Origin of the sequence: Chryseobacterium sp. JV558 (assembly GCF_033712365.1) — a bacterium.
GTDB lineage: Bacteria > Bacteroidota > Bacteroidia > Flavobacteriales > Weeksellaceae > Chryseobacterium.
In genome coordinates, this window is the sequence record NZ_WJHU01000001.1 from 1235862 (window position 1) to 1249874 (window position 14013).

Here is a 14013-nt window from a genome sequence, read left to right on the forward strand (position 1 = left end):
CTGCTGTAGATTTGCAGTATACAAAAGAGAACAATTAAATAAAAATAAAATACTGCTATCATGACAAAACAAATTGTAATCACAGCCTTAACTTTTGGAGCAATCATATTAGGAACTAATAATGTTCAAGCTCAAAATACTACTGCAACCACAACAGTAAACATTACCCTGAACGATGTAATCTCTATCGACGCAGGAAGTACTGCAATTGGTAACACGGTTGACTTTAACTATGCTACTGCAGCTGATTATAACTCTGATCAGACGATTACTAAAGCCAACTCTTTAAAAGTTACTTCTACAAAGAACTTTAATGTTAAAGTAAAAGCAGGAGGTGCTAACTTTATGAATGGAACGAACTTAATTCCTGTAAATGTTTTGACTATCAAAGCAGCTACAGCTGCCGGAACTATGGGTGGAACAAAAAGCGCTGTAGTTTTATCTGCAACTGATCAAACTTTAGTATCAAACGCCCCTCTTGGAAGTGCCTTAACACTGAATCTGGATTACACTATTCCAGCGGCAAAATCATCATCTTCTGATATTTTAGGTAAACCAGCCGGAACTTATACACAAACAGTAACGTATACTGCCACTGCTTTATAATAAAAAAACACATCAATTATATATGCCCTCAGAACTTTCCAGGTACTGAGGGTTTTTCTATTTAAACCACATGAGTAATGCTGTAGTGATTTTACTACATGAACTTCCATTTTCCACTACAAAGAAACCTTTATCACCGCTGTAAATTTGCAGTATACAAAAGAGAACAATTAAATAAAATTTAAATATTACTATCATGAAAAAACTAATCGTAATCGCAGCCTTAACTTTTGGAGCAATCATATTAGGAACGAACAATGTTCAAGCTCAGAATACAACGGCAACCACAACGGTAAACATTACTCTGAACGATGTAATCTCTATCGACGCAGGAAGTACTGCAATTGGTAACACGGTTGACTTTAACTATGTTACTGCAGCAGATTATAACTCTGATCAAACGATTACTAAAGCCAACTCTTTAAAAGTTACTTCCACAAAAAACTTTAATGTTAAAGTAAAAGCAGGAGGTGCTAATTTTATGAATGGAACCAACTTAATCCCTGTAAATGTTCTGACTATAAAAGCAGCTACAGCTGCCGGAACAATGGGTGGAACAAAAAGCGCTGTTGTTTTATCTGCAACGGATCAAACTTTAGTATCAAACGCCCCGCTTGGAAGTGCATTAACACTGAATTTAGACTACACTATTCCAGCGGTAAAATCATCATCTTCTGACATTTTAGGTAAACCAGCCGGAACTTATACGCAAACAGTAACGTATACTGCGACTGCTTTATAATAAAAAAACACATCAATATATTTGCCCTCAGCACTTTTCAGTACTGAGGGTTTTTCTATTTAAACCAAATGAGTAATCCTGTAGTGATTTTACTACATGAACTTCCGTTTTCCACTACAAAGAAACTTTTATCACCGCTGTAGATTTGTAGTGTTCAAAAGAGAACAATTAAACAAGAATAAAAATTAAATATTACCATCATGAAAAAACAAATCGTAATCGCAGCCTTAACTTTTGGAGCAATCATCTTAGGAACGAACAATGTTCAAGCTCAAAATACAACAGCAACCACAACGGTAAACATTACTCTGAACGATGTAATCTCTATCGACGCAGGAAGTACTGCAATTGGTAACACGGTTGACTTTAACTATGCTACTGCAGCAGATTATAACTCTGATCAAACGATTACTAAAGCCAACTCTTTAAAAGTTACTTCCACAAAGAACTTTAATGTTAAAGTAAAAGCAGGAGGTGCTAATTTTATGAATGGAACCAACTTAATCCCTGTAAATGTTCTGACTATAAAAGCAGCTACAGCTGCCGGAACAATGGGTGGAACAAAAAGCGCTGTAGTTTTATCTGCAACGGATCAAACTTTAGTATCAAACGCTCCGCTTGGAAGTGCATTAACACTGAATCTGGACTACACTATTCCAGCAGCCAAATCATCATCTTCTGATATTTTAGGTAAACCAGCCGGAACTTATACACAAACAGTAACTTATACTGCGACTGCTTTATAATTAAATTTTTAGTTTGCAAAGGTTCCTTTTGCTATGTTTTCAGTAGTTTTGGGAATCTTTTATTATTAAACTATTTACACCATGCACAAGTTTATTCACCTTTTCATTTTCTTTATCCTCACAGGGTCTTCCTCACTTCTGGCACAAAGTATCTCTATGTCACCTACACGCTTGTTTTTCACAGGTAATCCAGGAGAAAAAGTAACAAAGACAGTCACGCTTCAAAACAGCTCGGACAAGGATTATGTTTTTAATCTCAACTATAAAGATTGGGTTAGAGAAGAAGACGGAAATAAGGTTTATCTTGAGGCAGGCAGTTCAAAAATTTCCAATGCCTCCTGGATCTCCACCTTAGAAAATGCTGTAACAGTTCCTGCGAAAAGTACAAAGGAGATTGTAGTAACCATGCAGATCCCGGCAAACGCATCACAGTCTGCCGTTACGAACAGTATGTTGTTTTTCACGCAACTTCCTCAGCAGGCAGATAAGGCACGTGTTCAGAATGGTATTGGTATTATCACTTTGTTTGAGGTGGGACTTCACATCTTTTATACTCCACTGGGAAACCATGTGAAAAGTTTGGATATTACCAATATTTCAGAGGTAAGTAATGAGAATGCAGCGAACAGAAAAGTCGCAGTAAGCATTCATAATGATGGAAACACTATCAATGATGCCACTGTTGAGTTTGAACTAACCAACACAGACAGTGGTAAGGAAATAAAATTGCCTTCAATTTCTATCTCCATGCTTCCGGATACCAATCAGGTTGTTCAATTTTCTTTACCAGAGAATATTTCAGGGAACTTCCTTGGTGTGGCTATTATCAAAATGGCAGAATCCAATGATTTACGTGTAGGAGAAAAAAACTTTAAATTTTAAAATTAAGCTTTGAAACCACAGAATGGAATATCAATATCAGTACTAAGAAGAACAATCTTATTTTTTGTATTTGTTCTTCTGCAATTTTCGTGGGCTTTTGCGCAGGAAAAGAAGGATATTCAAATCCATTTTGAAAATGACAGTGTAGCTGTTGAGAAGGGTTCTACTTTTACTAATTTCCTGGTCATTGAGAATAAAAGTTCTGAAGAGATTACCATTCAGAATATCATACCTCAGGAAAAATATCCGGGATTGCTTTTCTATCCCAAAAATGACTTTACCTTAGGTGCGGGTCAGTCTAAAAATCTTCCAGTGAAGCTGATCGCCAACGTGGATTTTATGAAACTGAGATCCAATGAGATCAAATTTCAGGTTTCGTATACCAGCCCAACGGTTACCAAAACTGAAAATGCCTCTTTCTTCGTTGCTAAAGAAGAGAACAAAAACATCGCAGTTTATACCGCCACCTACGAAAATTTCATTAACCCCGCGTTGCCCCAATCTTCAATTCTGCTGACTGTAGAAAATCAGGGTTATAGTAAACGAACTGTTAGAATTGATTTGCAATCCATTCCTGACGGTTTGGAAATAATGCCAAAACAACAAACCATATCTCTTGAAGGTCTGGAAAAACAAACGGTTGAGATCAAAATTGCGGTAAGAAAACAGAATACACTTTATCCGGAATTTAATATCAATGCAATTGTCACAGACCTGCTTGATAATAAAATAGTGGGAAGCAACACGCTTTACTTAGTCATTTTGTCGCATAACAGACAACTTGCCCGCGGAAATGAAGCGGTGAGCGGAAGTAATTTTGCGGAAATCAGCTATAATGAAAACAGTTCAGGTTTCAATTATCTTCAATTGAGGGGAAATACAGCGTTTCGGGTGACTGATAATTTAAAATCGAACTTCAATATCGGTGCAGATTACTATGTTGAAGACGGCCGTTATAACCTGTATGATACCTGGCTGGAGCTGGAGAGAAAAAATACAGTATTACGGTTGGGAAATGTTAATAGCAGTGATTACGATTATCCGGTTTTCGGAAGAGGTGGGAAAGTTTCTACCAAATTTGGTAACAATAATCAGATTGAAATTCTTGCGCTGGAAAATAATTATAATCTGTATGGTACTTATTTCCAACAAACAGAAGGATCTACCATCGCGGGTGCAAAATATGCTTTTGGGAATGCTAAATCTTTCAATGGGAAAGTGTCTTACATATTCGATCATGATCCGCGCTTTAACATAGATACGCAGGTAGCGAATGCGGTAACATCATTTTTAATTAACGATAAAAACACAATCCGAACGGAGGTTGGCCTGAGCCACGAAAAAGGGCTTTTGAACAAAGATGAAAATGCAGGAGCTTCAATGGGAGCCAATTACGATGGAAAAATAGGGAACTGGGATATACAGTCTGTCAATTCCTTTGCTACCAAAAGTTATGCAGGGATCAAAAGGGGATCCTTTTTCTCAAATCAAAGGATTGGCCGCCAATTTTCTACCTCTCAGCGTGCTTTTATACAATATCAGAATTCACAGATAGAGCCCGAATTCCTGAGTTTTCAGGATGCATCAACCCAACCTGGAAATACCTCTAATTTACGTTATTATTTCAACAGCACAGAAGCTTTGGGATTAGGTTATCAGTTTTCTTTAAAGAAGTGGAGTTTTCTACTCTCTCCAAAGGTTGAAAAGCAAAAAACAGCTAATTTTTACACATCCCAGGAACTTTTTTCATACCGGTTGGAAGCTAATATCAGTACTACATTAGGTGCCCACGGATTGAACCTGACGGCAGAATATTCTTATTCAAAAGAGAACAATAAAGCGGACTGGTTCAACAGTTTAAAAACAACTTTATCTTATAGATATAAATCATTCTCCCTCAACGGAACAGCCCAATGGAACGCAACCAGTGTCTTTGATTTAAATTCTTATTATGATGTAAGCCGTAATTTCGCCAACTATAACGTTTACGCCTCATATAATTTCCAGATGTTTAATCATAATCTGACTGGATCTTTTTCAGCTGGCGCCTTCTATTCTGAACTTTATAAAAATTTAAACAGTAATATCACTGGTAATCTGGAATATAAAATTTCACCTTCATGGTCTACCACAGGTTATTTTAATCTTTCCGGTTATAAATCTACGGCTGAATACACAACCAGTGGCAGTTATTATCAGTTCAGAGTGGGGATTAAAAAATATTTTACCACAGCTACGGCTCTAGGAAATCATAAAGTGTCGTTCCAGTTCTTTGAAGATAAAAATTTTAATGGACTTCTGGAGTCCGGCGAATCGGTACTTGCTAATGAAATTGTAAAACTGGACAATTATGTAGCGATGACAGATAAGAATGGAAAAGTAGTTTTTCAGAATGTACCTGAAGGTACTTACACACTGAAGGTGAACGAAAGTGCAGGTGCCCGATTGATGATGGATCCTGTCATTATGGTACATAGCAATATTAACCGCAAAGTGGGCTTGGTAAAAAACATCAGGGTAAGTGGTAAATTAACAGAGATCAAGCAAGCCTACGATGTTTTGGAAACGGATGTGACCGGAATAGTGGTGTATGCAAAAAGTGAAGATGGTATGGTCTATACTGCTGTGGTGAACCAAAAAAATGAGTTTGAGTTTTTCCTGAAAGATGGAAAATACAACCTCTATATTGAAAATGACAAATACAGCTATACACAACCCACCCAAACTATTCAGGTGACAAAAGAAGGGTATTCAAAAACCGTAGTTTTTGAATATAAGAAGAAAGACACCACCATTAAGGTGAAAAAGTTTTAAATTTAAAAGTATGAAAAAGATGAGGGTTTTTCTAATAGGAATTTTTACCGTGTTCTGCGGGTCTACAGTCACTAAAGCTCAGGATGTGTACCTGTCGATTCCTGACAGTAATATTTTTAACAGGAGCGAATTTACCTCAGTACCTACAAGGGTAATGACGAACGCCAACAGAACAAACTGGGATTATGCCTTTTTGGGATTACTCCCAACAGCTCCTACATTTACCTCTGTTTCCGGACCAACTTTTACTCACTCTTCTTCCTCATCTACTTTACCCAGCTCCACTCTTCTGTGGCAGTTAGAAAGTATGGGCGGGCAGCTACCCTATACTGGACTTTCAGGTTATTTGCCAGGTTTTCAGTCGTTCAGTACAAGTGCTGTAAAATGGTTTGAACCACCATCCCTCAGTATCGGGGGAGGATTCAACCGGGGAAATATCAATTTTACATTTAAAATTCCTTCCTCACAATTTACTGCCAATGCCTTCCGGGCCGGGAATTACTCCATGGATATAACTCAGAACTATAATGACTTCACACCACGTAATTTTAAAACAATTTTAGTCATTCCTCCATCTATGCGATGGATTGCAAACTCTTTAACAAAATACATAGAAATATCTTCTTTGAATGATTACCGTAATACTAGTACGCGGGTGTGGGATTTGGGGAATACGGAAATCGCGCATACGGTCGATTTTAACTTTTGGGCGAAAGCTGCTTCCACAAACATTCAGTTCACTTCTTCTAAAGGTGTTCCGGGAACCAGGAATATAGCAAGCATTAAATTGGGTAGTAATGGAGCTGCACTTACGACAAAAGCCTTATCTGCCGATTTCCAGAATTTTTCCGCTGCTAATTTCAGTGTTGTAGCGGGAAACAGAAACAGCTTTATTCCGGAGCTTTATGTGTCTGCGGATGATTTTAAAAACCTTTTTTTTGAAGCCGGAACTTATACGTTTGAATTGAACTTCAATGCCAGAAGTACAGATAACTCAATTAACAGTTTGCAAAATACGGCTGTTCAGTTAAAAGTGCTTCCTCTGTCAGAGATCACCATCCCCAGTTCCGGGCGCAATGTAAACTTCAATTTTAATACCGCGGCCCAATACACCAATGGTCAGTCACAAATGATTCCCAACCAAATTATGTTATCCAATAATGAAAATTTTGAGCTCTATGTAAAATCGGACGAAAATTATTTCAAGAAAGGCGGTCTGCAGACCAACATCAATTCCAACATATTACAAATTGGCATAGATGGAAGTTCTGTAAATGCTCCCTTATCCAAAACACCTCAAAAAATACTCTTTAACGGAGCACCGGTTTTGGACCGGGGACTGAACGTAAAATACACCATATCACCTGCGGGTGCCCAAAGTTTGGTAGGGAAGGAAAATACCACCTACTCTATCAATGTTTATTATAGCTTTACAGCAATTTAACAATACTTTCTAAAAAAACTCTTCCTTATGGACCATATTAATGGCAATAGTCAATCACCGGATCAGCACTATATTGATAAATTAAATGCATTCGAAAAAAAATATACCGATGTTTTTGATTTCTTAGTGTTCGCGGCGGCTAAGATGACCAACATGGAGCTTTGCACCATGAGCATTACCGCGGAAGGGCAAGTTTATGTTCTCGCTTCCAGTGATGCGTCCCCCAGTCAGATCTATCCCCAGAATCCTCACTTTCTTTTGGAAGACCAGGCTTCGGTTTATGAGTTTAAGAACGTGGAATTTAAATTTCATAGAAGTTATCCCATCCCCGGTCTTGAGGACAATCTGATCGCTCATTTAAATTTATTCGACAAGGAAGAGAAAAATTTAGATAAAGCAGAGGAAGAGTTGGTCAACAAGATATTGAACCAAGCGTCAAAATGGCATTTGAGTAAAGAAAAAGAACTAGCAGAAAAAGCCTATGCTTTAAAATCAGAGTTTGTGGCCAATATGAGTCATGAGATCAGAACCCCGTTAAATGGGGTTATCGGTTTTACAGAGCTCCTTCTGGAAACGAATCTGAACGAAACACAGAGACAGTATCTGGAAATCATCAACCAATCCGGTGTATCCCTATACAGCATCATCAACGATATTTTGGACTTCTCAAAATTAGAAAAGCAAACACTTAAGCTAAACCTAGATAAAATAGAGATCGAAGAACTGGTTTCAGAAGCCTTCAATATTGTTGCGTACAGTAATACTAAAAAGCAATTAGAAATGCTCATCGATATTGACGACACCATACCTAGATATATTTGGACTGATGAGATTCGCTTAAAACAGGTTTTCGTCAACCTTTTGAGTAATGCTTTAAAATTTACTGAGGAAGGTGAGATTGTTTTATATGTTAAAGTTTTAGATGATTTAGGAGAAGGAAAAAGACGAATCCGATTTGGAGTTCGCGATTCAGGTATTGGAATTAGCAGCGAAAAACAGGCTGAAATTTTCAACCCTTTTTCACAGGAAGATGGCAGTATTACTAAAAGATATGGGGGTACTGGTATGGGACTCACCATTTCGAACCAAATCCTGGCACTTGCCGGCAGTGTTTTACAGCTCGAAAGCGATCAGGGGAAGGGCAGCAACTTTTTCTTTGATATTCTGTTCGACACGCAGGAAGAGGAGTATGATTTAAGCTTAACTGATATTAAGAAAGTTTTGATTGTGGACGATAATGAAAACAATCGGAAAATCCTGAAAAGGATGCTGGAACGAAAAAATATCGAAGTAACTGAATGCGATAGCGGGTTGAAGGCTTTGCTATTGATCATGGACAAATCCAAATTCGATGTGATCATTATGGATTATCATATGCCCATCATGGATGGCATTGAAACCATTAGAAAAATGAAAAGTATTATTCCCGACGCCAACCATGTAGCGCCGTATGTTGTTTTGTACAGCTCGTCCGATGATACTAATTTACAGGCTGCATGTGACGAATTAGAAATAGAAAATCGGCTTGTAAAACCGATTCGTATGAAACAGATGTACCAGGTTTTATCCTCCTTAAAGAGTTCTGAAAAGAAAAAACCGGAGCAAATAAAAAATGCAGCAAGTGAAGTGAACGAGCGCGAAATAAAAATTTTAATTGCGGAGGATAATGCTATTAATTTACTTCTTACCAAAACTTATTTAAAGGATATTATTCCTCAAGCTTTCATCATCGAGGCAAAAGATGGCACTGAAGCGGTTGAAAAATACCAAAAAGAGAATCCTGATCTTATTTTAATGGATATTCAGATGCCTCATCTCAATGGTATTGAAGCAACCAAAGAAATAAGAGCCTTGGAAAAAAACATCGAAATCCCTATTATTGCACTAACAGCAGGGAGCCTGCCTGGTGAGAAAGAAAAATGTATGCAAGCCGGAATGTCAGATTTTTTAACCAAACCTTTATTAAAACAAACCCTGTCTAATATGATTCAAAAATGGTTTGGTACAGAAATCGAAAAAGAATAAATAATAAACTATGCTTAAAGAAATACCAGAGTAGATTTTTTTAAGCTTTGATACAGAATTTATGAATGACCTTAATAACGAACTACAATTAAAAATCGAAAGACTGGAAAATGAAATCAGTTTTAAAAATGGACTGATCTCGATATTGTCTCACGATTCAAAGGAAATGTTTGGAAATTTTCTGTGGCTGATAGAAGCGGTAGAAGAAAAGACCATAAGTGAGGAAGATTTTTTTAAATTGTTGCCACAGTTAAAATTCGATGCCCAGAAGAATCTGCAAACCATTCAGGACAGCACCTCTTGGTTAAAAACGCAATATGGGGAATTTAAGATTAAACCTGAAAAAATCATGGTGGTGGATCTTTTTCACCATTTTGAAGAAAAATATGCAGCTAAACTAAAAGAAAAAAACATTAAATTTCATTTTAAAGGAGATCCCAAAGCATTTGTTACTACCGATCGTTTGTTGCTGGAATATGTTTTAGACAAAATTTTAAATAATGCAGTAAAATACTCTTTTTCTGGGAACGATATTCACTTGCAGGAAGTTACAGATGATCATCAGGTGACAATTTCCGTGATCGACTTCGGAACGGGAATGGATGAAAAATATGTATCTGAAATCTTCACTTATGGTAACCCCCTATTCCTTGGTACTGCTGGTGAGAAAGGAGTTGGATTAAGTTTGAAAATTGTAAAAAATTTTGTATCCTTGATGCACGGAAACATTCAAATCACTTCCACAGGAAATAAAGGCACTACGGTTTCCATTTTTGTACGTAAATTTATAGAATAATGGGTTTAAAAGTAAACGTTCGTATTATTGTAGCAGATGATCATAGTATTGTCAGGATGGGTTTAATACAAACCATACAACGCCTCCGCCCTGATGCTATAATCTCTGAAGTAGAGGATTTTAAGTCACTGTACAAAGTAATTTTAAAGGAAGAATTGGATCTGGCCATCATGGATGTTAATATGCCTAATGGTTCTGTTCAGGAAGCAATTGATTACATAAAAATGCATCAACCCGGCTTAAGAATTCTTATATTTTCTTCTCAAGATGAAGAGGTGTATGCAATGCGTTATCTAAAGATGGGGGCCGGTGGCTATTTAAGTAAACAAAGCTCCAATGCAGTAGTTGAAACTGCTTTGACGGCGATGCTCAGTACTGGCCGGTATGCAAGTGACGATGTAAAAGAAGCAATGTTTTTAGAATCGATAAACGGCACAACAAAAAACTCACCCTTCGAAGCGCTATCAGACCGCGAATTGCAAATTGCCAATAAGCTTGCTGAAGGTCTTCCTCTCAAAGAAATTTCTAATCAACTTAATCTCCATTCATCGACGATCAGTACTTATAAAAACAGGCTGTTTGAGAAGCTGAAAATACGATCCATACCTGAATTGGTAGAGATTCTTAGGCTGTATAATCAGTAAGCATTCTATTATTTCCCGCATTGTCATCCTGGAGAATTGTGGGATCTTGTACATCTGAAAAAGATCTTTCACTCTGCTACCTTCCGGAGATGTTTCGCTAAATCACTTGTATGTACAGAACAGGAGAGATTGGCAAAAGCCAATCTCACGAATTCGTTGTGTTATCAGATATATTTTTTTCTGAATCAAACAACCTTTGAAGAAAGAGTGCTCTGAATCTTTTAAGGTAGAGATTCAGTATTGATTTTATTCTTTTTTATAAAGAAAAATAGGTTAATGTTTTGTTTATTGTGTGATATTGAAAAGCATTTAAAAAGTCGGACACATTTTTTTACTTAGCCCCCAACTTTTGCGCTTGATCCATACTAAGACAAATTCACAACAATAAAAAAGCCTCGAATCTTTTGATTCGAGGCTTTTTAGCGGAGAGAGAGGGATTCGAACCTGACAATAAAAACTATCTGAATATCGTATAATTAAAATAAAATTCAGACAATTGCCACAAATTTGCCACTACTCTATATTTTTAATCTGCAAAATCTTAACTCTTGACTAAAGAACTCTTTAGTTTCTAACTGCAAATATAAAAAATCTATTAATAATGTGCAGTTTAAATCTTATATGGCTTAAGTAATTTTGTGTTTATTACATTTTTATTTATAATAAATGTTTAAATTTAATATTTTTATATCTGATTTATTCTTCAAAAACAAAATCAACCTTTAACTTTTTATGTCGTAGGTATTTATAGTAAATATTTAGTTTGAATATTTACTATTTAATAAAATAAATAATCCATTATGGATAAAATAGTATTTTTTTCAAAAGAAGATTTAGCATCATATCCTATGATGAATTCAATCAATGAATTTCTACTAGACAGCCAACATGAAAAATCATCATATATTATTAATGAAATTCTTCAATTTTATCATATTTGTGAGTATATAGATAATGGGTTTACTCACCAAGATTGGGATGATAAAATAATTAAGCAGTATCGACTCCAAATAAAGGATTTAAAAAAAATTATTAATCTTTATTTTAATAAATTAACATCTCAAGAGATTATTGATTTTTATGATGATATTGACTTCAATTATCAAGAAGCATTCTGGTTGTTGATTAATAGATTTGAAATTTATAAAAGAATTAAGCGTGAACATTTAGATCACCTATTTCAAAAAGATGGTTTTAATATTAACGATATTTTGTATTGTAATAGAATTGTACTTTTTTTTGAAAAGGAAATCAGAGATTACTTATTATCAAATGAAAAAAATATTGAAATTCTTTTAGACTATTATGAATCAAGCCATGACAATAAACCAAAAGAAAAATTCTTTCCTAAATCTCTTACTCTTTCAGACAGAGAGGATTTAATAAATCAATATCTTGAATCTGATGATCCAAACCTTAATTATGTTAGATTAATCGAGAGAAGTAAAGATCAGGAGTTTTTGAAAGTCAGTGATAAAACACGTCTTAAAGCAAAACGATTATCAAAGAAATTAAATGATGAGATATTTGATAAAAATAATGCTGTAGTAATTGGATGGGGAGTAACAATTTCTAAAGATCAGGAAGAAATATCAAAAATGATATTTCAAGATGACAGACGAATTATTTCATACAGTGAGAAAGGGCTATTGAAAGATACAAATAGGATTTCCTTATTCAGAAATTTCAAAACTGTTTTTGGTTTAATTGATTTTCAAGGCTGTATTGATTTGGTTTCAAAAAGTTCAAAAATAGACAGCTTTGAAAGAATTTTCATGAGATCTAAAAATGAATTTTTACTATCACATTACTTTGAGGAAAAAATTCTACTGGGTAACTTAAAATTTGGAATCTATAAACATTTTCTAAAATCTTTAAATATAAAAATAGAAGAACTTTTAGAATATTTTGTTAATGACTATATTAACAACAAGTTTGGCATTGACCATTTTAAATTATACCTTCCTAACTTGTCTGGAACCCCTCTGGAAAAAATTCGTCTGATCGTTCCAGAGTTTGAATCTTTAATAGAACAATATAAGCTATATGTGCATGACGACTACGTAGATTATGAACTTTTACAAATCACAACCAAAACATCGGGTTTTGAAAAAATCCCTTCTCTCATGCAAAGAAAATATGTTTACCCTACTGGAGAAGGATTCTCTATATTAAGTCATAATTTCTTTAGTAATACCAGTTTCCTTTTCGAATATGGAAAATATGGTAAACAATATACGTGTTTTTATCACCTTATCCTCTCGGAAAACATTACAATAGATCATTTTGAAAATAATCGAAAGGGTTATATCCAAAGATTTATCGATGATAATTATCTTAAAGTTGATGAAAATGGATATATAAAGCCGGAAAATGAAAATTTATTAAACTTAATAGGTATCCTATACAATAACGATGTTATAAGCTATTGGCATTTCCCAGAAAAAATGAGAAAACAAATTGACGAAATGGAATCACATGATATGGTAGGTTTTTCCGGTTCGTTGTTCTCCAGAGCAGAACAAGACTATTTTAACTTTTATCTTAATAATCGATTTTCAAACGGTTTATGGTTAAGGAATAAATACGTACATGCCACAAACAGCCATAATGAGAGTGAACAGGAAAACGATTACAATATCTTGGTAAATTTATTAGTTTTATTAGTTTTAAAAATCGAAAACGACCTAAATATTGCACGAAGTATTATTGTTGCAGATATGAATAAAAATTCTTTGGAAAATGAAATTTGATCTAATTCTGCAAAACCACAGATAATCAACAACTAGCGAACGTGTCCAAAAAATATATGGCCACTGGAATTTGGGAATATATTGGAGGCATTTTCTATGATGATCTATTATTGGACCAAGGAAAGGAAATTCAAAAAATGCTATCTAATAGAATTAATAAAGTCAAGTAAAAGCTGACTTATTGGTTCTTACACAAAAGAAAAATACAAATTCCGATGTAATTAAAATTTAAACTAACATTTTTTCTTCTTTATTCATAACGGTTTCAAAACTATATAATCTAAAATGTTGAATACTTTTTTTAAATTTTTATTTTCTGTTTTTTATATTTGTTAGTATAAGTCAAGAAAACATTGTCGTCTCTTACAATTTAAATAAAAAACATGTAAGTAACTCTTCTTAAAAAACTTATGAATAATAAAATAGTTTCCAGTTATTTGTACTATGAATGAACAGATTTTGTTCTTGGGAATGCTTTTACTCATTATTTTAGCAATGACAACATTTATCATTGTTTCTAAAAATGCAGGAAAGTAAAAAAGTGGCTGCGAAGTACAGTAG

The 14013-nt window shown here is 34.9% G+C and carries 10 protein-coding genes; all 10 read left to right on the forward strand.

The annotated features are described in order from the left end of the window. Positions 1-60 precede the first annotated feature (60 nt). The 10 genes from GFU89_RS05725 (at position 61) to GFU89_RS05770 (ending at position 13452) form a co-directional block, all read left to right on the forward strand. Positions 61-606, forward strand: coding sequence for a peptidoglycan-binding protein LysM (locus GFU89_RS05725; protein WP_223599653.1), 546 nt, complete (start codon positions 61-63; stop codon positions 604-606). 196 nt (positions 607-802) lie between these two features. Next, positions 803-1348, forward strand: coding sequence for a peptidoglycan-binding protein LysM (locus GFU89_RS05730; RefSeq protein ID WP_318846234.1), 546 nt, complete (start codon positions 803-805; stop codon positions 1346-1348). Between the two features lie 200 nt (positions 1349-1548). Continuing rightward, positions 1549-2094 carry a peptidoglycan-binding protein LysM gene (locus tag GFU89_RS05735; RefSeq protein ID WP_318846235.1) on the forward strand — a complete coding sequence of 182 codons (546 nt, stop codon included), beginning with the start codon at positions 1549-1551 and terminating at the stop codon, positions 2092-2094. Between the two features lie 81 nt (positions 2095-2175). Further along, complete coding sequence (locus GFU89_RS05740; RefSeq protein ID WP_318846236.1) at positions 2176-2976, forward strand: Fn3-like domain-containing protein; 801 nt, start codon at positions 2176-2178, stop codon at positions 2974-2976. A gap of 9 nt (positions 2977-2985) precedes the next feature. Then, positions 2986-5790 (forward strand): hypothetical protein, encoded by a 2805-nt coding sequence (locus GFU89_RS05745; protein ID WP_318846237.1) that lies wholly within the window; start codon positions 2986-2988, stop codon positions 5788-5790. A 10-nt stretch (positions 5791-5800) separates the two neighbouring features. Continuing rightward, positions 5801-7234, forward strand: a complete 1434-nt coding sequence (locus GFU89_RS05750) for a hypothetical protein (RefSeq protein WP_318846238.1) — start codon at positions 5801-5803, stop codon at positions 7232-7234. Between the two features lie 27 nt (positions 7235-7261). Further along, on the forward strand, positions 7262-9259 hold the full coding sequence (locus GFU89_RS05755; RefSeq protein ID WP_318846239.1) for a response regulator: 1998 nt from the start codon (positions 7262-7264) through the stop codon (positions 9257-9259). Between the two features lie 61 nt (positions 9260-9320). Beyond that, positions 9321-10055: a HAMP domain-containing sensor histidine kinase gene (locus GFU89_RS05760; protein WP_318846240.1), complete on the forward strand. Its 735-nt coding sequence runs from the start codon at positions 9321-9323 to the stop codon at positions 10053-10055. Next, positions 10055-10699, forward strand: coding sequence for a response regulator transcription factor (locus GFU89_RS05765; protein ID WP_318846241.1), 645 nt, complete (start codon positions 10055-10057; stop codon positions 10697-10699). The genes GFU89_RS05760 and GFU89_RS05765 overlap by 1 nt, the downstream gene beginning before the upstream one ends. 800 nt (positions 10700-11499) lie before the next feature. Beyond that, positions 11500-13452: a hypothetical protein gene (locus tag GFU89_RS05770; RefSeq protein WP_318846242.1), complete on the forward strand. Its 1953-nt coding sequence runs from the start codon at positions 11500-11502 to the stop codon at positions 13450-13452. The last annotated feature ends 561 nt before the right edge of the window (positions 13453-14013 follow it).

Excerpts from the sequence above, each read along its gene's own strand:
- GFU89_RS05760 (WP_318846240.1), top strand. The coding sequence starts at position 9,321 with ATGAATGACCTTAATAACGAACTACAATTAAAAATCGAAAGACTGGAA.
- GFU89_RS05725 (WP_223599653.1), top strand. The coding sequence starts at position 61 with ATGACAAAACAAATTGTAATCACAGCCTTAACTTTTGGAGCAATCATA.
- GFU89_RS05735 (WP_318846235.1), top strand. The coding sequence starts at position 1,549 with ATGAAAAAACAAATCGTAATCGCAGCCTTAACTTTTGGAGCAATCATC.
- GFU89_RS05755 (WP_318846239.1), top strand. The coding sequence starts at position 7,262 with ATGGACCATATTAATGGCAATAGTCAATCACCGGATCAGCACTATATT.
- GFU89_RS05730 (WP_318846234.1), top strand. The coding sequence starts at position 803 with ATGAAAAAACTAATCGTAATCGCAGCCTTAACTTTTGGAGCAATCATA.
- GFU89_RS05750 (WP_318846238.1), top strand. The coding sequence starts at position 5,801 with ATGAAAAAGATGAGGGTTTTTCTAATAGGAATTTTTACCGTGTTCTGC.
- GFU89_RS05770 (WP_318846242.1), top strand. The coding sequence starts at position 11,500 with ATGGATAAAATAGTATTTTTTTCAAAAGAAGATTTAGCATCATATCCT.
- GFU89_RS05740 (WP_318846236.1), top strand. The coding sequence starts at position 2,176 with ATGCACAAGTTTATTCACCTTTTCATTTTCTTTATCCTCACAGGGTCT.
- GFU89_RS05765 (WP_318846241.1), top strand. The coding sequence starts at position 10,055 with ATGGGTTTAAAAGTAAACGTTCGTATTATTGTAGCAGATGATCATAGT.